Source organism: Streptomyces sp., from assembly GCF_031181555.1.
In the GTDB taxonomy this organism is placed as follows: domain Bacteria; phylum Actinomycetota; class Actinomycetes; order Streptomycetales; family Streptomycetaceae; genus Streptomyces; species Streptomyces fimbriatus.
On the sequence record NZ_JAPSKQ010000002.1, the window covers coordinates 77,293 to 98,778 of the forward strand.

Below are 21,486 nucleotides of genomic sequence, written 5' to 3' on the forward strand. Positions count from 1 at the left end.
CGCGCAGGTCCTGGCCACGCTCGACGAACTCTCCGGCGGCCGCGCCGAGGCCGTGCTGTCCAGCGGCAACTTCGCCTCCTGGCGCGGTACGGCATCGACTGGACCCGCACCCGCCCCCTGTCCCGCGTCAAGGAAGCACTGCACGTGGTGCGGACGCTGCTGGACGAGGGGGCCATCACCCACCGCGGCGAGTTCCACTCCTACGACGGGCTGTTCACCTTCGCCCGCCCGGTCCAGCAGCGCGTGCCCCTCACACTCGGAGCCATGCGGAGCCCCAGGTCCTTCGAGGCGGCCGGCGAGCTGTCCGACGGATGCCGCCACGCGCCGAGCTGCACCGCGGAGGCGTACGCACACGCGGTCCGCCACATCGAGGCGGGGGCGGAGCGGGCGGGCAAGGACTGGCGCTCCCTCGGCATCGGCGCCTGGGTGGTGTTCGCCACCGGGCCCGACTCCCTGCGCGCGAAGGAGGCGGCCCGCAGCATGGTGGGGATCTACGCCTCCTCCACGCCCGACGAGCAGCTGCGCCGCAACGGCGCCGACCCCGCCGAGCTGAAACCCGCGGTCGAAGCGATCGGCGCGGGCGGCCTGGCGGGGGGCGTCGAGCTCGCCCCGCCGGAGGTCGCCGAGCGCCTGTCCGTCGCGGGCACCCCGGCCGAGTGCGCGGAGAAGATCCGCACCCGGATCGCGCCCAGCGGCGTGAACCACGTCATCCGCGCCCTCACGGACCGCCGGCCGGTACGGGCCTTCACCGGCCCGGAGCTGGACGGGGTGGCGGAGGTCGACGACCAACTGCGCCTCATCAGCGAGCACATCGTGCCGGCGCTGGCCTGAGAGGGACGGCCCTCCTCTCCTTCGCGCCGGCCTGGTGCGCCCGTGCCGCACTCCCCGCCGGACCCTACACATAAAGGAAAAGTAAGAGCAGAATAAGAATACGCGGCGTTTACCGCATACCGCACCAGAAGCGGTCAGGCCTGCTAGTCGAAGGAGACGACCATGGCCAACGTCTCGCACCCCCGCGGTGACATCACGAGCCACCCCGACGCTCCCGAAATGCGGGCACGGTACGACCGTGTGCTCGGCGGTCGTGATGTGGCCCTCGTGGACGGACCGGTGTTCCTGCTCGGTCTGTACTGTGCGGTGTCCCCGTGGATACTCCACTACACGACGAGTCAGCCCGCGCTCGTGACCCACAACCTGATCGTGGGCATCGCGATCGGTCTGCTCGGCCTGGGGTTCACCGCGGCCCCGGCGCGCATGTACGGCCTCAGCTGGGCCATGTGCGCCCTGGGCGTGTGGATGATCGTCTCGCCGTGGATCGTCGGCGACGGCCCCGACGCCGGCGTGATCTGGAACAACATCGTCATCGGTGCCCTCGCTCTGGTCCTGGGCGTGATCTGCGCCGCCAGCTCGGCCAAGAGCGCCCCCAGGCCGTAGACACGGCCGGGAAGGGAGCCGAACGCCGGTCCGCCCCCGTCGCGGGCCGGTGTCTCCCTGTCCGGATCCGGGCACGGCCGCGCGGCCCCGCGGGAACGCGGGACTGTCCTCACCGCCCCGGGGCACACGCCCTGCAGCGGGGGTCACGAGGAAGAGGGGCGAGATGGAGATCGACGGCATCATCAGTGCCATCGTCATCGGTATTGTCATCGGCATCCTGGGCCGACTCGTGGTCCCGGGACGCCAGCGCATCGGGATCCTGTGGACGATCCTCGTCGGCATCGTCGCCGCACTCATCGGTTCGGCGATCGCCGCTTCCTTCGGGGTGGCCGACACCAAGGGCGTCGACTGGGTGGAGTGGCTGATCCAGATCGGCCTCGCCGCACTCGGGGTGGCCGCACTGGACCGCGCCAGGGCACGCCGCTGACCGGATCCCGGCAGCCGGGGCGGACGCGGAGAGCGGGCCCGGGGGAGGCACCGGGTGGTGCCTCCCCCGGGCCCGCGTCCTTCGCCCGATCCGCCCTTCCCCGCCTCACCGCGTCCCCGCGCGCATCGCGGCGAGACCGTCCCGGGCGTCCGGATGAACCGGGATCCAGCCCAGCTCCCGTTCCGCCTTCGCCGTGGGCACCCGCAGCGTCGTGGACATCACGTCGTGCGCGTACGACATCGGCCGCGGCAGCCCGGACGTCTCGGCCACGCGCAGGAGGTGGGCGCGGAACCCGAGCGGAGTGGGGTCGGCGATGTTGTACGCCTGTCCCGGGCGCCCGCGCTCCACGGCCGCGACCACCGCACGGGCGGCGTCGCCGAGTTCGACCCACGGCAGGACCCGGCCGCGGTCGTGGGGCACGGGCAGCTGCCGCTTGCACAGCAGGGGAAGCAGGCCGTCGGTACCGCCGGGACCGTGGAGCAGGCCGAAGCGCAGGGCGATGCCTCCAGGCCGGGGGACGCGAGGGTGGGCCGCTCCTTCGCGCGCAGGGCCGCGATGTGCCGTTCCCATGACGGGTCGGTCCCGCGCGGGCCGAAACCGTCGTCCTCGGCGAGGACCCGGTCGCCGTGGTCCCCGTAGCCGTAGCCGAAGACCATCGACTCGGCGACGAGCAGCGGGCACCGGTGGCCCGGGCGGCTTCGAGGAGATGGGCGGTGCCCTCGGTGCGCAGCGCGTCGGTGGCGTCCATGTCGCGGTGGCGCATGGGCGCCTTGCGCAGGGCGGTCGCGGCGTGGATCACGGTGTCGAAGTGCTGCCCGTCCACGGCGCGCAGCAGTGCGCCGCGGTCCATGAGGTCGGCCCGGATGTCGTCCTCCGGCCCTCGCCCGAGCCCCGTGACCTTGTGCCCGGCCTCGGTCAGGGCCCGCGCGACATGCCGGCCGAGGACACCGCCGGCGCCGACGAGGAGGATGCGGTGGCTCTTCCCGTTCGTCGTCATGACACTGCGACGGTCCAAGGCGGCCGGGACGTGACATCCCGGCCCGGGACCTTCGCGGGCGGTCCCCGTCAGGGGCGGGCCAGCCACTGTTCGTACCAGGTCACGGTGGCGTCCAGGGTCTCCTCCAGCGGCGTCGGCCGTGTGCCGAAGGCCTGCTCGAAGGCCGAGGAGTCCACGATCTGGGGCTCGGTGTGCTGGTAGAACATCTCGGCGTACTCGGCCATGAACTCCTCGTCGAACGGGCCGAAGGGACGCGGCTCCCTCAGGACCACGACGTTCAGGGGCCGGCCGGTCCGCTTCTCGATCATGGCGTGGATCTCGCGCGTGCTGACGGCGGGCGCCGTGGGCAGGTGCCAGACCCGGCCGTCGCCCCCGGGACGCTCGCCGAGGGTGGCCAGGCCACCGGCCACGTCCTCGATGCCGGTGTAACTGTGCGGCAGGTCCAGGTCACCGAGCCCCAGCACCTCGCCGCCGGTGAGCGCGCCCGGGAACACGGCGGCACCGAGGGAGGAGTTGAGCACGCCGGGGCCGACGAAGTCGGCGGAGCGGCCGAGGACCACCCGGGCGCGGCCCTCGCGGTGCGCGGCGAGATACCGCTCGTCGAGCGCGGCGCGCATCCGGCCCTTGCGGCTGGTCGCCCGCCACGGGGTGTCCTCGGTCATCACCGCTCCCCCGGTCTCGCCGTACGGATAGAGCGTGTCGAGGACGACGAGCCGGGCTCCGGAGGCCTCGACCGCGCCGAGCACGGCCTCCTGGATGCGGGGCATGACCTCGACCTGGAGGTGATAGCCGACGTTGACGCAGTGGTACACCACGGCCGCGCCCGCGGTGGCCGCCCGGGCGCCCTCGGCGGTGCCGACGTCGGCGGCGTACCGCTGGACGCCGGTGAGCGCGGGCCCGTCCCCCTTGCGGTCGACGAGCCGGACGGGGTGGCCGCGGCGGGCGAGTTCCCGCGCGAGGGCGGTGCCGGCGGGACCGGAGCCGAGGACGGTGTGCAGGGCGCGGGAGTCGGTGGCGGCAGCGGGCATGACGGTCTCCTCGAGTCGGTGCGCGATCGATCTCCTATCGACCATCGCGACAGTTATAGACTGTAACTAAATCAATTCTTACTAACAAGAGCGGCACTCTCAGGCTTCCGTTAGGGTGTGTAGCGAGACGAGAGGAGTCGAACGTGACCGGCAGTCAGCTGACCCCGAGGGCCCGTTACCGCGAGCAGACCCGGGCGGAGATCAAGGAGATCGCGCTCCGGCAACTGGCGGAGGGCGGTACGGCGGCGGTGGCGCTCACCCGCATCGCCAAGGAGGTCGGCCTGTCCGGCCCCGCCCTCTACCGCTACTTCGACAGCCGGGACGCGCTGCTGACGGACCTGATCCGCGACGCCTACGCCGACCTGGCCGCCGCCGTCGGCGAAGCGGCCGGCGCGTTGCCGCCGGGCACCGCGCCGCGCGCCCGCCTCCAGGCCCTCGCCGCGGCCTGCCGGGACTGGGCGGCCGCGCAGCCGCACCGCTATCTGCTGATCGAGGGCACGCCGGTGCCGGGGTACTCCGCGCCGCCGGACACGCTGGAGAGCGCGCGGGCGGTGCTCGGCCCGTTCCTCCCTGCCTTCGCCCAGGGCGCGCCGACGGCGGCGGTACGGCCGGTGGTCGAGCAGATGACGGCCTGGGCCGCCGGGGACGAGGCGGTCGCGCGGTGGGCGCGCGCCCACGTGCCCGCCGGAGCGGAGGGGACCGCCCTGGCCGGAGGCGTGCTCGCCTGGACCCATCTGCACGGGGCGATCGGCCTGGAGGCCGCGGGGCAGTTCACGGGCATGGGCCACGACGGGGGCACGCTGCTGACGGCCCAGTTCGACGTCCTGGCCGACACGTTCGGCCTGGACTGAGCGGGGCGTGCCCGGTGTGCTCCCTTACCTCACCGGCACGTACGCGTACGGAGTCGTCGTGGTCGTCGTGGTCAGGGAGGCGAAGGGATTACGGGAGGGCACCCGCGACGGCTTCCCGTCCGCGCCCCACGGTGGCTTCGCCTCCGCGCGCCCACCGCCTTAGGCTGCTGTCGATCAAGACATCGCGAGGGAGGCCGGGCCCGTGGTCGTGAAGGAAGCCGAACTGCCGTACCTGCGCCGCTGTGTGGAACTGGCGGCCGAGGCGCTGGAGGCCGGGGACGAACCGTTCGGTTCGGTCCTCGTGACCGGGGACGGCACCGTGCGCGCCGAGGACCGCAACCGCGTGGCCTCCGGGGACCGCACCCGGCACCCCGAGTTCGAGCTGGCGCGCTGGTCGGCGGCCCACCTGACGCCCGGCGAGCGGGCCGCCGCCACGGTGTACACCTCCGGCGAGCACTGCCCGATGTGCGCGGCCGCCCACGCCTGGGTGGGCCTCGGACGCATCGTGTACGTCGCCTCCTCCGAGCAGCTGACGTCCTGGCTCTCCGAACTGGGGGTGCCCGCTCCGCCGGTGCGGACGCTGCCCGTCGCCGAGGTCGCCCCCGGCGTGCTCGTGGACGGCCCCGTCCCGGAACTGGCCGGGGAGGTCAAGGAGCTGCACCAGCGGTTCCACCGCGCGGGCGCCTGACCCGCGCGGGGCACCGCCGGGCGGGGTGGGACTCCGGTGGTCGGCTCGTTCCCCCGGGGGCTCAGCCGTCCGTCCGCGGGCGGGCCCGGCGGTACAGGACGACTCCGCCCAGGAAGAGCGCGGCGCCGGTCGCGAGGACCGGGACGGTACGGTCGGCGCCCGTCTCGGCGAGGGCGGCCGTCTCCGGCGGGGCGGCGTGCGGCGCCGGATCGGGGGCCGACGGCGTGCGCGACGGTGCGGACGGCTCGGGCTCCGGGCGGTCGGGCCGCTCGCCGGAGGTGTTCACGGACTCGTTGCCGACGGCCGCGTTCCCGGCGCCGGCCACGTTCACGCTGTTCCCGCTGACGTTGACCGGGAGGTCCACCGGCAGCTGCACCTGGTTGCCGGACACCACGCCCGGCGAGCCGTGCGTGTCGCTCCCGGCCGTCGCGCCGCCGGCCGGCCCCGGGGATCCGCCCCGCTCGTCGGCGCTCTCGTTGACGCAGGTGTTGCCCGCGGCGGGGTTGAGCAGGCCCACCACGTTCACCGTGTTCCCGCACACGTTCAGCGGGGCGTGCACCGGGAGCTGGACGGTGTTCCCGGACACCACCCCGGGCGAACCGACCGTGGCGCCCTCCGCGCCGGCGTCGGCGTACGCCGGCATCGCCACGGCCATCGCGCCCGACGCGGCGGCGACGGCGATCACACCGTTCCGGGTGACCCGTCTCATAGGTTCCCTGCCTTCCAGACTCGGTCGCGGGCCCTCGCCCGCACCGGACAGAACGCGGGCACCGCCATCCGGGTTATGGCTCCCCCGTACGGACCCGGACCGTTCACTCCATCAGGGGTCCCGTCGTTCGAAACCCGGGCGGATCCGTCGAACGCACGGCTGACGAACACACGGGGGCCGGATGCCGGGTGTGCCGCCGCTCGGCCGACAGGCGAGGGCCGCGGGGCCCGCTTATGGTGAGCGAGGGCGCCGGTTCCCGGTCCGCTGCGGGGCGCCCTTGGAGGCATCGATGCTGGCCAAGCTGTCCACTCGACCCTCGGTCCGGCGCCGCTCGGTGCGATCTTCGGTCCGGCGCCGCGCGGTCACCGGCGCGGCCGGGCTGGCTCTGCTGGGTGCGGGGCTGACGGCCGTCGGCGGTACGGAACCGGACCTCGACCGGTTCTACGACCAGAAGATCAAGTGGGTGGCGTGCGAGGGCACGGACCTGCCGGAGGATCTGCAGTGCGGGAAGATCACCGTCCCGCTCGACTACGCGAAGCCCGAGAAGGGCACCCTCGAGCTGGCCCTCGCCCGCTACCGGGCCACCGGTGACCCGCGGGGCTCGGTGGTGCTGAACTTCGGCGGTCCGGGCGGCTCGGGTGTCGTGGGGCTCGCCCACAGCGGCAAGGACTTCATGGGCCTGACCGACGACTACGACGTGGTCTCCTTCGACCCGCGCGGCATCGGCCGCTCCTCACCGGTCAGCTGCGGCGCGGAGGCCACCGGCCGGGCGCTGGAGGTGACCGGCGGCGAGGACATGTCCGATCCGCGCGAGACGCTCGCGCAGTTGCGTGAGGTGGCCGCCGAGTGCGCCGAGCACTCGGGCCCCGTCCTCTCCCACATCGGCACCGTGGACGTCGCACGCGACCTGGACGTGATGCGCCAGGTCCTCGGCGACGGGAAGCTCAACTACCTGGGTTTCTCCTACGGGACCCGGCTCGGCGCGGTGTACGCGGCCCGGTTCCCCGAGAAGGTGGGCCGGTTCGTGCTCGACGGCGTGGACACGCTGACCGATTCGCTGACCGAACAGGGGCTGGCGGGTGCCAGGGGGCAGCAGAGGGCACTGGAGAACTTCCTCACCTGGTGCACCGAGGACATCGCCTGTCCGTTCGGGCAGGACGCGCGCGACGCCCGCCGGCAGGTCGTGGAGCTGGTCGACTCGCTCGACGAGAACCCGGTGCCGACCGACTTCGGTTTCGAGTTCACCGGTCAGGACCTCGCCGGCGCCATAGGGCAGGGCCTGTACAGCAAGGAGCTGTGGCCGCTGCTGCAACGGGCCCTCGCGCAGTTGATGGAGGACGGGGACACGCGCGGGGTGGAGGCCTTCGCGACCGGAGGGGTGGCGCTCCCCGCGCCGCAGCGGGCCGACGACCCCCTCGTCGACGAGGAGGAGGTGCCGCTGGACAACCCGCCGGCGGCGCTGATGGCGGTGAACTGCGCGGACGACCCCGACCGTCCCACCGCCGAGCGGCTGACCCGGGACCTGGCCCGGCTGCGCACCGCCTACGAGGAGGCCTCGCCGGTCTTCGGCCGGTACCGGCTCGCCCAGGTGCTGATGTGCCACGGCCGGCCCAGGGGCACCGACTACATCCGCGAGCAGGTCAAGGACCTCGACACGCCGAAGATGCTGCTGGTCGGCACCCGGGGCGACCCGGCCACCCCGTACCGCTGGACGGTGGAGACGGCCGAGCGGCTCGGTGACGCGGCGGTGGTGCTGGACAACCGGGGTGAGGGCCACACCGGCTACGGGTCGTCCGAGTGCGTCCACCGCAAGGTCGACGACTTCCTGCTGCACGGGTCCCTGCCGCCGAGCGGCAGTTCCTGCGGTTCCGAGGAGGACGACCGGGGCTGAAGCGGGTCCGAACCGGCTCCGCGGGCCCCGCGGAGCCGGCCCCGCGCCTTCGCCCGCCGCCCCGCCGCCGTCACGGCGCACGTGCTGCCGCACGTCGGCGGGCCGGGAGTGCCTCCACCACGACAGCCGGACGTTTTGCCCCAAATGCCCTACACGGGAATCGGCTCTATGGTGCTGTCATGGAGCACGATCTGAGTCCTGCTGCCCTTGCCGAGCTTCGACGGCCGCGCCCCTATCCCGCGGTGTCCGTGCTGACGCCGACCCACCGGCGCGATCCCCTCAACACGCAGGACGCCGTCCGGCTGCGCAATGTGGTGGGCGACGCCAAGAAGCAGCTGGAGACCGATCCCGCGGTCACCCGGGACCGGCGCGCCGAGGTGGCCCGGCAACTGGACCGGGCCCTGTCCGAGGTCGACCTGGCACACAGCGAGGACGGCCTGGTCATCTTCGCGGCCCCGGGTGAGCACCAGGTGTGGTCGCTCACCCGTTCCGTGCCCGAGCGCGTGGTGCTCTCGGACACCTTCCTGACCCGCAACCTCGTCTCCGCCCATACGGCGGAACGGCCGTTCTGGGTGCTGTCCGTGTCCGCCGACCGGATCACCCTGTGGAGCGGCGGCGCGGGCCGAGTGGTGGAGGAGCGCGCCGGCGGTTTCCCGCTGACCCGGGGCGTGGAGAACTTCGACCCGGAGCGGCTGGAGCGGGTCGGCGACCAGCCGAGCGCCTTCCGCGACGAACGCACCCGCACGTTCCTGCGCGAGGCCGACCTCGCGATGAGCGCGCTCCTGCGCGACCACCCGCGGCCGCTGTACGTCACCGGTGAGCGGGCCGCCCTGTCCCTGCTGTCCGAGGTCGGCAGCGTGGCCGGGGGCGCGGTGCACGTCCCGCACGGCGGACTCGCGCACGGCACGCCCGACGCGGTGTGGCAGGCGGTGCGGCCGGTGCTCGAGGCCGAGGCCCGCAGGAGCACCGAGGAGGTGATCCGGTCCCTGGTGTCCGCCCGCGGGCGCAAGGAGTTCGCGGCCGGGGTCGACGAGTTGTGGCAGAGCGCCCGGGAGGGACGGGTGCGGCTGCTGGCCGTCGAGGAGAACTACCGGATCACGGTGCGCGACGCCGGCGACCACCTGGTCATCGCCGAGGACGGCGACCTGGACGCCCGCGAGGACATCGTGGACGAGATCGTGGAGCGGTGCCTGGAGACCGGCGCCGAGGTCCGCTTCGTCCCGGACGGCACCCTCGGGGACGCGGACGGGATCGCGGGGGTGCTGCGGTACTGAGGACGGGGTGACCCCTCCGCCGGCCACGAACAAACACCCGGCCGCCGAACGCGCGAGCAGGCTCCGACGGGCAGCCGACGTCTCGTCACATCAGTTGTGCATCAGGGGAGTTGGCGAGCGGAACGGGGTCCGCGCCCCTACCCCGGAGTAACTCTCCGAAGACGGTGGCATATGCCACCGGCACCACCTTGTCGTGTGTTGCCAAATCCCTTACAGGGCGTCGCGGGCTGTGCCACAGTCATAACGGTCCCTCCGTCCGCCCGAGGGCCCTACCGTCCCCCATCGGAGTGCGTCATGCCGCCCCACCTCTCCGCGGACCGCCCAGCCGCCCAGCCGCCAGGGCGCGGCGGTGTCGACGAGCTCATCTCGCAGACCCGGCGGCTCAAGGGCGAGGTGGACGCCGTACGGCGCGACACACCGGCCGACCGATCGGATCCGCGGAACCGCTGGCAGCGCGCGCTGTACGACCTGGCACTGCATCAGCTCAACGATCTGGACGAGCACTTGGCGCAGCTGCGGGACGGTCCGCTGCCGACGACCGCGGACGGCGCGCCCGCGCCGTCCGCGGCGCGGCACGGCGGGTCCCTGCTCAGCCGGGTCGGCAGCGCGGAGTGGAACCTGCTCACGGACGAGGTGAGCTGGTCCGGGGAGCTGTACCACATCCTGGGCCGCGACCCGGCCGCTCCCCCGCTCACCCTCGACGAGCTGCCCTCCTCGGTGCACGACGAGGACCGGCCGAAGCTGACGGCGATGGTCACGGACTGCCTGGTCGACGCCCGGCCCATCGACGGGGAGTTCCGCGTCGTACGCCCGGACGGCGGCGTACGGACCGTGCACATGATGGGCGAACCGGTACTCGATGCCGACGGCAGCACCGCCTCGATGTGGGCCGTGCTGCGGGACGTCAGCGAACTGCGCCGCTGCCGGCGGGCGGTGAGCGAGACCCGTGACTCGCTGCACCGTCAGCGGCACGCCGCCGCGCAGACCGAGCACCGGCTCGCGGTCGAGCTGCAGGAAGCCGTGCTGCCCTCGTGGCGCGGCTCCCTGCGGCTCCCGCACGGCGGCCCGCGCACCCTGGAACTCGCCGCCCACTACCTGCCGTCGTCGACGAACGCGCCGATCGGCGGCGACTGGTACGACGCCCTGGAACTGTCCGACGGCACGACCCTGCTCAGCGTCGGCGACCTGACCGGGCACGGGGTCGGCGCGGCCTCGGGCACGGCGATGCTGCTCGGTGCCGTGCGCGGCATGGCGATGACCGGCACCGAGCCGGGTCCCCTGCTGGCCTGCCTCAACCAATTACTGGACGCCACCGTGCAGCCGGTGCTGGGCAGCGCCGTCTGCCTGCGCTACCGGCCCGAGACCCGCTCCCTGGTGTGGGCGCAGGCCGGACACCCCGCCCCGCTGCTGTTCCGCGACGGGACGGGGCGCGCGCTGGACGCGCCGGACGGCGTGCTGCTCGGGGCCACCTCGGGCGCCTCCTACGGGCAGGCCGAAGTGATCCTCGAGGTCGGCGACCTGCTGCTCCTGCACACCGACGGGCTGGTGCCCGGGCACGCCGGAGCCACGGCCGTCCACCGTCTCCTGGGCCTGGCCGCGCACTTCGCCGAGGCCCGCACCGCGCAGCACTGCGTCCGCGCGGTCGTACGGGAGTTCGGCGAGAGGGAGCGCGAGGACGGCGCCTGCGTGCTCGTGGCCCGGGTCGCCTCGTAGCGGGCGTCCGGCCGGCCCGTCCGTGGGACGTCCGGACGGCACACCGGGGAGGGCGACCGCGCGGGGGCCCGGGGCCGCGGGTGCCGTTCGCCGTCACGCCCGGGCTCCGGCACCGCCCTTCCCCCTCGGCTTCGGCAACGCCAGTTTGATCTCCTCCCTGAGCTCCTGGATCTTCGGGTAGGAGGCGTACTCGGCGGTGAGCCGGTACATCTGGCGCAGCCGGTCCCAGGTGCGGCGCGAGGAGTTGGAGCCCATCGACATCAGGGCGAGGCGCGCGTACCGGTCGGCCTGTTCGGGGTCGTCCGCGATGAAGCAGGCGGAGGCCATGGACAGATGGTCGAAGATCTTCGACCGCTCCCGCCCGTCGACGCGCAGGGACAGGGCCTTCTCCGCGTAGTGCTGGGCGTGCACGGCCGCACCGGGCTCGAACTCGGCCAGCGTGCGGTAGGCCAGTGCCTGCATGCCGTACAGGTCCTCGTCCCTGAAGGTCTGCATCCAGTCCGGCGGCTCCGCGTCGGCCTTGTCCGAGACGAACAGGTCCTCGGCGCGGCCCAGGGTGCGGCGCATCGCCTGGCCCTTGCCCATGGACGCCTGAGCCCAGGCCTCGATGGTGTGGAACATCGCCCGGGTGCGCGGCAGCACCTCCTCGCCCGAGCCGGACTGGGCGAGCTTCATCAGGTCCAGGGCGTCGTCGGGCCGGCCCAGGTGCACCATCTGGCGGGCCGCCCGGGACAGCGCCTCACCGGCGCGCGGCCGGTCACCGCCCTCCCGGGCCGCGTGGGCGGCGATGACGAAGTACTTCTGGGCCGTCGGTTCCAGGCCGACGTCGTGCGACATCCAGCCCGCGAGGACGGCGAGGTTGGCGGCGACGCCCCACAGGCGCCGCTGGAGATGGGGTGGGTGGTGGTAGGCGAGGATGCCGCCCACCTCGTTGAGCTGGCCGACCACCGCCTTGCGCTGGAGGCCGCCGCCCCGGGCGGCGTCCCAGGCGCGGAACACCTCCACGGAGCGCTCCAGTTCCTCGATCTCCTGCGACCCGATGGGGGCGGCCTCGTAGCGGTCGAACCCGGCGGGGTCGGCGTGCAGGGGGTTGTCGAGGCGTGGAGCGTCGGCGGTCAGGGCCGGATCGGTGTGCAGCCAGTCGTGCATGGCGCTGCTGAGTGCGGATCCCGCGGCGAGCGCGGCGCCCGCGCCCACCAAGCCGCGTCGGTTGAGCATGAGGTCCATTCCCGTGAATTCGGTGAGGACCTCGGCCGTCCGCTCGGGCGCCCACGGCACTCCGTCGGGATGTTCCGCCTTCCCGCCGCCCCGCCGTCTCCCCGTACGCCCGTGCCGGACCAGACCGAGGTCCTCGATGGTCACGACACGGCCGAGACGCTCGGTGAACAGAGCCGCCAGCACCCGCGGCACGGGATCGCGCGGGATCTCTCCCATGTCGATCCAGCGCCGCACCCGGGAGGTGTCGGTCGCCAGCTGGGGGTGGCCCATGGCCGCCGCCTGCCGGTTGACCAGCCTCGCGAGTTCGCCCTTGGACCAGCCGGCCAGGCCGAACAGGTCCGCGAGCCGGGTGTTGGGTTGTCCGCTCACGTCAAGCCCCCAGGTTCTCGGCTGAGTTGACAGTAGCCCGGGGAGAGTTGCCGGGCGACTATTCGCCAGGGTTCGCCAGGGTGCGCCAGATGGTGTGCCAGGGGGCTTCGGGTGTCGAGTAGGAACGCGCCGCCACGACCCGGTCGCCGCAGGGACATTCCCCAGGGTGTGCCTGGGCGGCCGGGCCGGGTGGTCGATGACATCTCAGGCACACGAAGGGATCTGTATCACCCATGTACGCAGCATCGTCCTCCGTGTCCGCCCCGCCCCGGCCGCTGCGTCCGCGTCCGTCGGACGGCGGCCCCTACCTCACCCCCGCGCGCCCGGCGCCCACCGTGCTCGGCGCGGGCAAGGTACGGCGCCCCGCGGGACCGGGCACCCAGCCGCTCAGCGGACGGCTCGACCTGTCCGGCCCGCAGGGCGCCCAGCTGCGCACGGCGATCGCGTCGGTGCACCGCATCTGCCCGGAGTTCACCCCCGTGCAGGTGCTGCGCCGCAGCGGCCGGTCCGTCCTCGTGGTGGGCACCACCGGCCGGAGCACCGCGGTCGCCAAGTGCTTACTGGACCACTCCCCCGCGTGGAGCGAGCGGATCCGCCATGAAATAGCGGCATACCGCTCGTTCGTCCGGCACCGCCCGCCCGTGCGGGCGCCCCGGCTGATCGCGGCGGATCCGGACAACTGCACGCTGGTGGTCGAGCGGATGCCCGGCCGGGTGGCGGCACTCCAGCGGCACCCGGCCGAGGCACCGCCGCGGGCGGACATCAGGGCGGCGCTCGGCGCGATCTGCCGGCTGAACTCCTGGCGGCCGCCGGCCGGGACGTTCGACGCCCCGCTGGACTACGCGGCCCGCATCTCCCGGTACCACGAGCTGGGCCTGCTCACCGACCGGGACATGGGCGACCTGCAGAAGCTGCTGCACGGCATCTCGCTCGCGGCCGGACGGCAGGGCATGGGCCAGTTCTGCCACGGCGACGCCCTGCTCTCGAACATCCTGATCTCACCGGCCGGTCCCGTACTGGTGGACTGGGAGCACGCGGGCTGGTACCTGCCGGGCTACGACCTGGCGACGCTGTGGTCGGTCCTCGGGGACGCGCCGGCGGCCCGGCGGCAGATCAGCCAGATCGCGCAGTCGGCGGGCCCCGCCTCGCGTGACGCGTTCCTGGTGAATCTGATGCTCGTGCTGACCCGCGAGATCCGTACCTACGAGACGGCCGTGCAGCGCTCGATGCACGACCCGGCCCCGGCGGCGCCGGGAGCGGCCCGCCCGGGTGCCGTCCCGTCCTGCGAGGAACAGCGGTTGCTGCTGCGGCGGCTGCACGACGACTGCCAACTGGCCCGCCGGGCCGTGCGCGCGGCGGTCGGCACTCGCTGACGGGAGGGCGGTCCGCGGTGCGCCCCGGCAGAGGCGCACCGCGGACCGCCGCGTGTCCGTGCCCGACGCCCCTCGGGCGGGGCCATTGGTGTACTCCACTGACGCGTCGCAGGCCCCGCGGCCGCCACCACGAAACGTTCCCGCGCCCCGAGTGACGAGGAACTTCACGCCCGCCTGGGCATGATTGACGGATCATCAGCCGACCGGTACCACTGACGCACCGCTCGGCTCCGCAGGGCCCCTCGCGCCCGACCGTCCCAGGAGGCTGCATTGCGACCGTCCGTCCCCGAACCCGGCAGTGCGTCCGGGCCCCGACGCACCCGCGGCGCCGTCCGCGCCCTGGCAGCGGTGGCGGTGACCCTGCCGCTGCTGGGCGCGGCCCCCTCCCCTTCCCCACCGGGCACCGCCCGGCTCCAGCAGGCGTTCGCCGACGCGGCCGCCGCGTACGACGTGCCGCAGAGCGTGCTGTTGGGCGTCTCCTACCTGCAGTCCCGCTGGGACGCGCACGGCGGCGCCCCGAGCGTGACCGGCGGCTACGGCCCCATGCACCTCACGGACGCCCGGACCGCGCTCGCCGCGACCGAGCACCACGGCGAGGGCACGGAGGATCCCCGCGGTGACGACGCCCGCCCGCCGCTGCGTCCCGAGGCGCGGGCACCGCGCACCGACGCCCTCCCGGCACGTCTGACGACGCTGCCGAGGGCGGCCCGGCTGACCGGGCTGAGTCCCGAACGACTGCGCGAGGACCCGGCCGCGAACGTGGCGGGCGGGGCCGCGCTGCTGGCCGAGGCACAGCGCCGGCTGGGCAAGCCACTGAGCGAGGACCCGGCGGACTGGTACGGGGCGGTGGCCCGCTTCTCCGGCGCGGACGACACGTCGTCGGCGTCGGCGTACGCCGACGACGTGTACGAGGTGATCCGCACCGGCGGGGAGCGGATCACGGACGCGGGACAGCGGGTCGTCCTCGCCGCCCGCCCGGGCCTGGCGCCCGACACCTCGACGCCGGCCCTCGCCGGCCTGCGCAGCGTCTCCGCCGCCGGGACGGAGTGCCCGCCGACGGTGTCGTGCGAGTGGGTCCCGGCGCCGTACGAGGAGTTCGGGGACGGCGACTACGGCAACCACGACCGGGGGAACCGGCCGGCCTCGCAGCCGATCCGGTACATCGTCGTCCACGACACGGAGGGTGCCTGGGAGGGCGTCCTCGACATGGTGCAGGACCCCACCTACGTGTCCTGGCAGTACAGCCTGCGCTCCACGGACGGCCACATCGCCCAGCACGTGAAGGCGAAGGACGTGGCCTGGCACGCGGGCAACTGGTACGTCAACGCCGGGTCGATCGGTCTGGAGCACGAGGGCTTCCTGGCGGAACCCGACGCCTGGTACACCGAGGCGATGTACCGGTCCTCGGCCCGTCTGGTGAAGTACCTCGCCGAGAAGTACGACATCCCCCTGGACCGGCAGCACATCCTCGGCCACGACACCGTGCCCGGACCGACCTCGGGGACCATCCCCGGGATGCACACCGACCCCGGCCCCTACTGGGACTGGCGGCACTACTTCGAGCTGCTGGGCCGCCCCTTCGAGGCCACGGCCGGCAAAAACGCCGGCATGGTGACGATCCGGCCCGACTACGCCGCCAACCGGCCGGTCTTCACGGGCTGCGGGAACGCGGGCGAGCCGTGCGCGACGCACGGGTCGAGCGCGGTGCGGCTGTACTCCGACCACGACGAGAGCTCTCCCCTGATCAGGGACATCGGCCTCGGTTCCGCTCCGACGACCGGGGTGAACGACCTGTCGTCGCGCGCCTCCACGGGGCAGCAGTACGCGGTCGCCGACCGCTGGGGCGACTGGACCGCCATCTGGTACCTGGGGCAGAAGGCGTGGTTCAGGAACCCGCAGAAGCGGCCCACGGCGGTGCCCGCGTCGGGCCTGGTGGTGACCCCGAGGAAGGGGCTCGACTCCGTGCCCGTGTACGGGCGCGCCTACCCGGAGAAGGAGGCCTACCCTCAAGGGGTGCCCGCGCAGTCCGTGTCGCCGCTGCCGTACACGCTGCCGAAGGGCCAGCGGTACGTGACCGGGGGCAAGGTGCCCGGCGAGTACTACTACGCGGTGAGCTTCGACGAGGCCTCGCACCGGGTCGTGACCGGCAAGGACCTGTACTACGAAGTCCAGTTCGGGCACCGGGTCGGCTTCGTGCGGGCGGCGGACGTGACGGTGAGGCCGGCGTAGCACCGCCGCGCCGAGCCGAGGGGGGCCGGGTCCGGTGCGGACCCGGCCCCCCTCGCGCGGTCCGGGGTCAGCCCTGCTGGAACAGTTCCGCGGGCAGCGGCTTGAGGAGGGCGTACAGGTCGTCGGTGATCGGGCGGTCCCAGGCGGCGATGGTGACCAGGACGTTGTCGCTGCGGTCGAACTGCACGCAGGAGATCCGGCCCTCGGAGAGCTTGACGCGGCGCACGATCAGCAGGTTGTCGCCCTGCATCACCGGCACGTCCTCGGTGCCGACGACGGTGACCTCCTCGTCGTTCTCCAGCGCCAGCAGCAGCTGCCCGACCTCGAAGGGGACCTCGCCCTCGGGGACGTCCCGGGCCGGGGAGCCCTCCGGCAGGTTACCGATGATCATCGCGGGGCCGCGGCCGCCGAACAGGTCGTAACGCAGGAAGACGCCCTGGCAACTGCCGTCGGGGGCGGGCAGCAGCCCGGCACCCAGGTTGCCGGGCCAGTCGCCCGGGTCCATGGCCAGTACGTCGAAGTCGGGCCCGGCGGGAGTGGCACTGCGGCGGCGGAGGAACGACATGCCGCCATGGTACGTGCCCGGACCCGCGAACGGACGGACGGGCGGACGGTCGGCGCCCGCCGCCGCTACGCGGTCCGGCGGTGCCGCTCGTGGTGGCGGGCCACCCGGGCCCGGTTGCCGCAGGACGGCCTGCACCACTCCTGACGCGGGTGTTCCTTCAGGAAGTACCGCACACAGCGCGGCGCGTGGCAGGCGCGCAGCCGCTGCCGGTCGGGACTCGCGAGGAAACCGATCGCGGCCTGTGCCAGGACGGCGGTCAGGTCGTCCTGGCCCCCGGCGGGACGCCGGTGCGCGACGGGCCCGGCGTCCTCGGCCCACCGCAGGACCGGCACGGTGGGGGTGCGGGCGGCCGCCTCGTTCAGGCGCCGCAGGGCCTCGGGCACGGGCAGCAGCCGGGCCGCGTCCGCGGGGCTCGGCTCGTCCGGGCGCACGGCGCGGGCGAAGAGGGCGCGGACGGCGGCGCGCAGCTCACGGACGGCGGTGAGGTCCTCGGCACCGGCGGTGAAGCGGGCCGCATCGGGCAGCACGTCCGGGTGGGCGTGCACCCAGGCGGTGAGGCCGGCGGGGTCGGTCAGGTCGTCGGCGGCCCCGCCGTTGCCGTCGTGCCGGATGGTCAGGGCGAGGTCCAGGGCGAGCCGGGCGTCCCTGCTGATCGAGTCCCGCATGGGCCGATGATAGGCGCGCGGGGATCCGTCGGGCCGGTGGGGGAGCGTGCGCCCGCGGGGCCGGTGACGGTTTCGGCGCGGGCCCCGGCGGCCGGCGGAGGGGCTACTCCTCCGGTGGGGCCGGCGGGATCACCGCGACCGGGCTCTCCGCGTGCAGCAGGACGGCCTGGGTGACGGAGCCCATCATGCGGGCCGGCGCCAGCAGGCGGCGGCGGTGCCGGCCCACGACGACCAGCGCCGCGTCCCGGGAGGCCGCGACCAGGTGACCGGCCGCGTCACCGGGCAGCACCCGCGTCTCGGCGGTGACCTCGGGGTGTCGTTCGCGGTGCGGGGCGAGGAAGCCGTCGGCGAGGACGCGCGTCTCGTGCTCGACGGCGTCCTGGTCGATCCCCGGCGGGGGCATCTCCCCGGGCAGCATCCAGGTCTGCAGGGGCCACGGGTAGGCGGCGACGATCCGCAGCCGGGCACCGTGCAGGGCCGCCTCGGCGAAGGCGAAGGCGAGCGTGGCCTCGTCCGGGCTGTCGGCGTTCAGGCCGGCCACCACGAGCCGGCCCGGCCCGGCCGACGGGTCGCCGTCGGCCGGGCGTCCGGGCCGGGGCACCACGACGACGGGGCATTCGGCGTCGCGGGCCGCGGCCAGGGAGTTCGAGCCGAGCAACAGGCTGGCGAAGCCGCCGCGGCCCCGGGAGCCGAGCACCAGCAGCCGGGCCGTGGTCCCCAGTTCGGGCAGCACGCCGCCGGGCGCGCCCACCAGGGCGGTGTACTCGACGGCCGGGAGCCCGGTGTGCCCCTCCAGATGGGCGCGGACCTGGTCGAGGACCGGGTCGTCGTCCGGGTCGGGCGGGCCGGCGGCCAGGACCTCGGGCTGCGCCCAGGAGGCGTACTGGCGTACGTGCACGACCCGCAGCGGGGCCTCGCGCCGACGGGCGGCGTCGAGGGCCCACTCCAGGGCGCGCAGGCTGTCGTCCGAACCGTCGACCGCCGCGACGACCGGCTGGGTGTTCATGTTTCCTCGCCTCCGGTGTACGACCCCCGCCTTCCCGGACCAGCCTGACTCAGGCGGGGACCGGGGAAGGCGCTTCCGGTCGCGTGTCCGGAAAAACGCGGGGAACACGTCCCGGAACGGTGACGGCTCCGGCAGGGCGGCCGGTGAGGGCTCCCGCGGGCCCGGCTCACGTCAGGTCGAACTCCCCCTCCCGGGCCCCCGACACGAACGCGCCCCACTCCGCGGGGGTGAAGATCAGGGAAGGGCTCTCCGGGCGGCCGCTGTTGCGCATGGCGATGAAGCCCTCCACGAAGGCGATCTGGACATCGCCCAGTCCGCGGCTGCTGGACTGCCACTGCGCGTTGCTGAGGTCCAGGTCCGGCTTGTCCCAGCCCGTGAGGGGGCGCTGCTGGGTGGTGCTCTCGGCCACGTCCGTGCTCCTCCCGATTCCGTCGTCCGCGGCCAGCCTAGCGATCGGTCCCCGCCCCCGACAGGCCGCACGGGAAGTACCTCTTCGCGGCGGTGTCCGTTGAACCCGGAGTGCCGTGCGCACGTACTGGTGGGGGCGGGCCTCCCCTCGGGCCCGGTTCGCCATGCCATCGCAGGACCGCACGGAAGGACCTCCGGGTGTCGCTCTTCACTCGCTCCCGTCAATCGTCGGACACCACCGGGGGCGGAGCGGACGAGGACGGCGCCGCGTCCGCGCCCGCGGACACCGCCGGGGCCGCGGCGGCCTCGCCGTCCCCCGGCGCCACGCCGGCCGCCGCGCGCCCGGGCCGGTTCGGCCGGCGGCTGCGCCGGCTCCGTGCGGCGCGCGGCGTCACCGTCGGGACGACCGTCCTCGCCGGAGCACTGGTGCTGTTCGCGCTCCTCGTGCCGAACCGCGTGGAACGGCTCACGTTCGACGCGTTCCTCCGCCTCCCCGCCGAGGGGATCCTGCTCGCGGCCCTGCTGCTCGCGCTGCCCGGGAGGCCGCGGCGGATCACGGCGGTGGTCTCGGGCGTCCTGCTCGGTCTGCTCACCGTCCTGAAACTCGTGGACATGGGCTTCTACCAGGTGCTGGCCCGGCCCTTCGACCTGGTGCTCGACTGGATCCTGCTCGACGACGCGGCGGATTTCGTACGGGAGTCGTTCGGCCGGGGCGGGCAGGTGCTCGCCGTGGCCGGGGTGATCGTCCTGTTCGTCTCCCTGCTCGTGCTCATGACGCTGGCGACGGTGCGGCTGGCCGACCTGATGGTCCGTCACCGTCCCGTCGCCGCCCGGACCACGCTGGTCCTGGGCGTCGCGTGGATCACCTGCGTCACCCTGGGCGTGCGGATCACCGGTGTCCCGGTCGCCACCAAGGGCACCGCGGAGATGCTGGGCAACCGCGTGGAGCAGGTGCGCGCGGGCCTGCGCGACGCGCGGGTCTTCGAGGAGCAGGCCGCCGTCGACGCCTTCGCGGGGACGCCGCCCGACCGGCTGCTCACCGGGCTGCGCGGCAAGGACGTCCTGTTCACCTTCATCGAGAGCTACGGCCGGGTGGCGATCGACGACCCGGCGATGGCGGGGCCGGTCGGCGCGGTCCTCGCGGAGGGCACCGGCAGGCTGGAGTCCGCCGGCTTCTCCTCACGCAGCGGCTGGCTCACCTCGCCGGTGACGGGCGCCGGCAGCTGGCTCGCCCACTCGACCTTCCTGTCCGGCCTGTGGATCAAGAACCAGCAGCGCTACCGCAGCCTGACCACCAGCGACCGCATGACCCTCACCGGCTACTTCCGCAAGACCGGTGACTGGCGCACCGTCGGCATCGTGCCCGGGGTGCGCCGGGCCTGGCCGGAGGGCGAGTTCTTCGGGCTGGACCACATCTACGACTCCGAGCGCCTCGGCTACCACGGCCCGTACTTCAGCTGGACCCCCGTACCCGACCAGTTCAGTCTGGAGGCCTTCGAGCGCCTGGAGCACGGCAGGAAGGACCGCCGGCCGATCATGGCGGAGATCATCCTGGCCTCGAGCCACAACCCCTGGTCCCCCATCGCGCGCATGATCGACTGGGACGACCTCGGCGACGGCTCGGTGTTCCACGAGATCAAGAAGGAGGGCACGGACCCGAAGGAGGTCTGGAAGGACCCGGAGAAGGTGCGCACCGAGTACCGGCGGGCCATCGAGTACTCGCTGCGGAGCCTGATCGAGTGGGTCGAGCGGTACGGCGACGAGGACACGGTCCTGGTCTTCCTCGGCGATCACCAGCCGGTTCCCACCGTCACCGCCGGGAGCACCGGCAAGGACGTGCCGGTCACGATCGTCGCCCGGGACGAGAAGGTGCTGGACCGGGTGGAGGGGTGGGGCTGGACCGACGGGCTCAAGCCCGCGCCCGACGCCCCGCGCTGGGGCATGGACGCCTTCCGTGACCGCTTCATGACGGCGTTCGGGCCGCGGGGCGGCACCCCGGGGACGTCGGCCGGGACGGGCTGACCGCGGCGGCCCGGCGTCACCCCCGCCCGGAGAGGAAGTCCGTGACCCGCCGTACGAACCACTCCCGGTCGTCCAGCCACGGGTAGTGCCCGGCGCCCGGCTGCACCGCGAACCCGGCCGCCGGGAACGCGTCGGCGGCACGGCGGGCGAGGGACGGTGCGGGGCCGCCGTCGAGTTCACCGGCGAGGACCAGCACCGGGGCCGTGAACCGGGCCAGTGCGGCGCGGGTCTCGGGAGGGTCGTAGGCGCCGGTGGAGCCGTAGAGGTCGCAGGCCTCCTCGTTGACCTGCGCCTCCTCGCCCGCCGCGTGGGCGCGGGCGGTGTCGTCCCAGCGTCCGTAGAAGAACGGGAGGAAGACGGGGTCGAAGTCGCCGGTGCCCTCCAGCCAGGCCTCGAACGCGGGGAACGCCTCCGGGAACCAGGGTTCGTTCTCCCGCAGCCGGGCCGCCGCGAGCCGGTGTCCGGCCGTCGCCGGCATGCCGAGCGCCCACGGGGTGGCCGTGATCAGCGCCAGCCGTCCCACGCGCCCGGGATGCCGGGCCGCGTACAGCATGGCGAGGCTCCCGCCCGCCGAATGGGCCAACAGGTCCATGCGGTCCAGGGCCAGGTGGGCGCGGAG

At 73.9% G+C, this 21,486-nt stretch carries 19 protein-coding genes and 2 pseudogenes; 11 read left to right on the plus strand and 10 right to left on the minus strand.

All coding sequences use genetic code 11. The features are described from left to right. From RIM90_RS00960 to RIM90_RS00970, 3 genes and pseudogenes are all read left to right on the plus strand, one after another. Nucleotides 1-831: pseudogene (locus RIM90_RS00960) on the plus strand (LLM class flavin-dependent oxidoreductase); the annotation flags it as partial. Between the two features lie 162 nt (nucleotides 832-993). Further along, nucleotides 994-1,434, plus strand: coding sequence for an SPW repeat protein (locus RIM90_RS00965; RefSeq protein ID WP_309058546.1), 441 nt, complete (start codon nucleotides 994-996; stop codon nucleotides 1,432-1,434). 163 nt (nucleotides 1,435-1,597) lie between these two features. Beyond that, the gene (locus tag RIM90_RS00970; protein WP_309058547.1) at nucleotides 1,598-1,861 is read left to right on the plus strand and encodes a GlsB/YeaQ/YmgE family stress response membrane protein; all 264 of its coding nucleotides are present in this window, start codon (nucleotides 1,598-1,600) and stop codon (nucleotides 1,859-1,861) included. Between the two features lie 105 nt (nucleotides 1,862-1,966). Here the strand turns inward: RIM90_RS00970 and RIM90_RS00975 are convergent, their stop codons facing one another. From RIM90_RS00975 to RIM90_RS00985, 3 genes and pseudogenes are all read right to left on the minus strand, one after another. Further along, nucleotides 1,967-2,431, minus strand: a complete 465-nt coding sequence (locus tag RIM90_RS00975) for a hypothetical protein (RefSeq protein WP_309058548.1) — start codon at nucleotides 2,429-2,431, stop codon at nucleotides 1,967-1,969. A 127-nt stretch (nucleotides 2,432-2,558) separates the two neighbouring features. Beyond that, a pseudogene (locus RIM90_RS00980) lies at nucleotides 2,559-2,858 on the minus strand (NAD-dependent epimerase/dehydratase family protein); the annotation flags it as partial. 68 nt (nucleotides 2,859-2,926) lie between these two features. Beyond that, the gene (locus RIM90_RS00985; protein WP_309058549.1) at nucleotides 2,927-3,886 is read right to left on the minus strand and encodes an NAD-dependent epimerase/dehydratase family protein; all 960 of its coding nucleotides are present in this window, start codon (nucleotides 3,884-3,886) and stop codon (nucleotides 2,927-2,929) included. Between the two features lie 143 nt (nucleotides 3,887-4,029). On the opposite strand from RIM90_RS00985, the gene RIM90_RS00990 reads away from it, so the two are divergent. Then, the gene (locus tag RIM90_RS00990; protein ID WP_309058550.1) at nucleotides 4,030-4,737 is read left to right on the plus strand and encodes a TetR/AcrR family transcriptional regulator; all 708 of its coding nucleotides are present in this window, start codon (nucleotides 4,030-4,032) and stop codon (nucleotides 4,735-4,737) included. A gap of 202 nt (nucleotides 4,738-4,939) precedes the next feature. Then, on the plus strand, nucleotides 4,940-5,425 hold the full coding sequence (locus RIM90_RS00995; protein ID WP_309058551.1) for a nucleoside deaminase: 486 nt from the start codon (nucleotides 4,940-4,942) through the stop codon (nucleotides 5,423-5,425). A 61-nt stretch (nucleotides 5,426-5,486) separates the two neighbouring features. Here the strand turns inward: RIM90_RS00995 and RIM90_RS01000 are convergent, their stop codons facing one another. Next, the gene (locus RIM90_RS01000) at nucleotides 5,487-6,134 is read right to left on the minus strand and encodes a chaplin (protein WP_309058552.1); all 648 of its coding nucleotides are present in this window, start codon (nucleotides 6,132-6,134) and stop codon (nucleotides 5,487-5,489) included. Between the two features lie 289 nt (nucleotides 6,135-6,423). On the opposite strand from RIM90_RS01000, the gene RIM90_RS01005 reads away from it, so the two are divergent. The 3 genes from RIM90_RS01005 to RIM90_RS01015 all read left to right on the plus strand — a co-directional run bounded on the left by RIM90_RS01005 (nucleotide 6,424) and on the right by RIM90_RS01015 (nucleotide 11,012). Then, entirely contained in the window at nucleotides 6,424-8,025 is a 1,602-nt protein-coding gene (locus tag RIM90_RS01005) for an alpha/beta hydrolase (RefSeq protein ID WP_309058553.1), read from the plus strand. A 179-nt stretch (nucleotides 8,026-8,204) separates the two neighbouring features. Next, nucleotides 8,205-9,299 carry a chemotaxis protein gene (locus RIM90_RS01010; RefSeq protein ID WP_309058554.1) on the plus strand — a complete coding sequence of 365 codons (1,095 nt, stop codon included), beginning with the start codon at nucleotides 8,205-8,207 and terminating at the stop codon, nucleotides 9,297-9,299. Nucleotides 9,300-9,593: 294 nt separating this feature from the next. Continuing rightward, on the plus strand, nucleotides 9,594-11,012 hold the full coding sequence (locus RIM90_RS01015; RefSeq protein ID WP_309058555.1) for a SpoIIE family protein phosphatase: 1,419 nt from the start codon (nucleotides 9,594-9,596) through the stop codon (nucleotides 11,010-11,012). Between the two features lie 93 nt (nucleotides 11,013-11,105). On the opposite strand, the gene RIM90_RS01020 is transcribed toward RIM90_RS01015, so the two are convergent. After that, nucleotides 11,106-12,599 carry a hypothetical protein gene (locus RIM90_RS01020; RefSeq protein WP_309058556.1) on the minus strand — a complete coding sequence of 498 codons (1,494 nt, stop codon included), beginning with the start codon at nucleotides 12,597-12,599 and terminating at the stop codon, nucleotides 11,106-11,108. 233 nt (nucleotides 12,600-12,832) lie between these two features. Here RIM90_RS01020 and RIM90_RS01025 point away from each other — a divergent pair, with 233 nt between their 5' ends. Beyond that, on the plus strand, nucleotides 12,833-13,972 hold the full coding sequence (locus tag RIM90_RS01025; RefSeq protein WP_309058557.1) for an aminoglycoside phosphotransferase family protein: 1,140 nt from the start codon (nucleotides 12,833-12,835) through the stop codon (nucleotides 13,970-13,972). Between the two features lie 270 nt (nucleotides 13,973-14,242). Further along, the gene (locus RIM90_RS01030) at nucleotides 14,243-16,201 is read left to right on the plus strand and encodes an N-acetylmuramoyl-L-alanine amidase (RefSeq protein ID WP_375165383.1); all 1,959 of its coding nucleotides are present in this window, start codon (nucleotides 14,243-14,245) and stop codon (nucleotides 16,199-16,201) included. Between the two features lie 67 nt (nucleotides 16,202-16,268). On the opposite strand, the gene RIM90_RS01035 is transcribed toward RIM90_RS01030, so the two are convergent. The 4 genes from RIM90_RS01035 to RIM90_RS01050 all read right to left on the minus strand — a co-directional run bounded on the left by RIM90_RS01035 (nucleotide 16,269) and on the right by RIM90_RS01050 (nucleotide 18,846). After that, entirely contained in the window at nucleotides 16,269-16,766 is a 498-nt protein-coding gene (locus RIM90_RS01035; protein ID WP_004991805.1) for a hypothetical protein, read from the minus strand. Between the two features lie 65 nt (nucleotides 16,767-16,831). Continuing rightward, the gene (locus RIM90_RS01040; RefSeq protein WP_309058558.1) at nucleotides 16,832-17,431 is read right to left on the minus strand and encodes an ABATE domain-containing protein; all 600 of its coding nucleotides are present in this window, start codon (nucleotides 17,429-17,431) and stop codon (nucleotides 16,832-16,834) included. A gap of 103 nt (nucleotides 17,432-17,534) precedes the next feature. After that, nucleotides 17,535-18,437 carry a universal stress protein gene (locus tag RIM90_RS01045; protein ID WP_309058559.1) on the minus strand — a complete coding sequence of 301 codons (903 nt, stop codon included), beginning with the start codon at nucleotides 18,435-18,437 and terminating at the stop codon, nucleotides 17,535-17,537. A gap of 166 nt (nucleotides 18,438-18,603) precedes the next feature. Then, nucleotides 18,604-18,846, minus strand: a complete 243-nt coding sequence (locus RIM90_RS01050) for a DUF397 domain-containing protein (RefSeq protein ID WP_031102233.1) — start codon at nucleotides 18,844-18,846, stop codon at nucleotides 18,604-18,606. Between the two features lie 197 nt (nucleotides 18,847-19,043). Here RIM90_RS01050 and RIM90_RS01055 point away from each other — a divergent pair, with 197 nt between their 5' ends. Continuing rightward, nucleotides 19,044-20,867 carry a sulfatase gene (locus tag RIM90_RS01055; RefSeq protein WP_309058560.1) on the plus strand — a complete coding sequence of 608 codons (1,824 nt, stop codon included), beginning with the start codon at nucleotides 19,044-19,046 and terminating at the stop codon, nucleotides 20,865-20,867. A gap of 16 nt (nucleotides 20,868-20,883) precedes the next feature. Here the strand turns inward: RIM90_RS01055 and RIM90_RS01060 are convergent. Continuing rightward, nucleotides 20,884-21,486 (minus strand): alpha/beta hydrolase (locus tag RIM90_RS01060; RefSeq protein ID WP_309058561.1); only part of this gene is annotated, 603 nt, incomplete at its 5' end.

Excerpts from the sequence above, each read along its gene's own strand:
- RIM90_RS01035 (WP_004991805.1), bottom strand. The coding sequence starts at position 16,766 with ATGTCGTTCCTCCGCCGCCGCAGTGCCACTCCCGCCGGGCCCGACTTC.
- RIM90_RS00965 (WP_309058546.1), top strand. The coding sequence starts at position 994 with ATGGCCAACGTCTCGCACCCCCGCGGTGACATCACGAGCCACCCCGAC.
- RIM90_RS00985 (WP_309058549.1), bottom strand. The coding sequence starts at position 3,886 with ATGCCCGCTGCCGCCACCGACTCCCGCGCCCTGCACACCGTCCTCGGC.
- RIM90_RS01045 (WP_309058559.1), bottom strand. The coding sequence starts at position 18,437 with ATGAACACCCAGCCGGTCGTCGCGGCGGTCGACGGTTCGGACGACAGC.
- RIM90_RS01010 (WP_309058554.1), top strand. The coding sequence starts at position 8,205 with ATGGAGCACGATCTGAGTCCTGCTGCCCTTGCCGAGCTTCGACGGCCG.
- RIM90_RS00975 (WP_309058548.1), bottom strand. The coding sequence starts at position 2,431 with ATGGGAACGGCACATCGCGGCCCTGCGCGCGAAGGAGCGGCCCACCCT.
- RIM90_RS01025 (WP_309058557.1), top strand. The coding sequence starts at position 12,833 with ATGTACGCAGCATCGTCCTCCGTGTCCGCCCCGCCCCGGCCGCTGCGT.
- RIM90_RS01015 (WP_309058555.1), top strand. The coding sequence starts at position 9,594 with ATGCCGCCCCACCTCTCCGCGGACCGCCCAGCCGCCCAGCCGCCAGGG.
- RIM90_RS01005 (WP_309058553.1), top strand. The coding sequence starts at position 6,424 with ATGCTGGCCAAGCTGTCCACTCGACCCTCGGTCCGGCGCCGCTCGGTG.
- RIM90_RS01000 (WP_309058552.1), bottom strand. The coding sequence starts at position 6,134 with ATGAGACGGGTCACCCGGAACGGTGTGATCGCCGTCGCCGCCGCGTCG.
- RIM90_RS01040 (WP_309058558.1), bottom strand. The coding sequence starts at position 17,431 with ATGCGGGACTCGATCAGCAGGGACGCCCGGCTCGCCCTGGACCTCGCC.
- RIM90_RS00970 (WP_309058547.1), top strand. The coding sequence starts at position 1,598 with ATGGAGATCGACGGCATCATCAGTGCCATCGTCATCGGTATTGTCATC.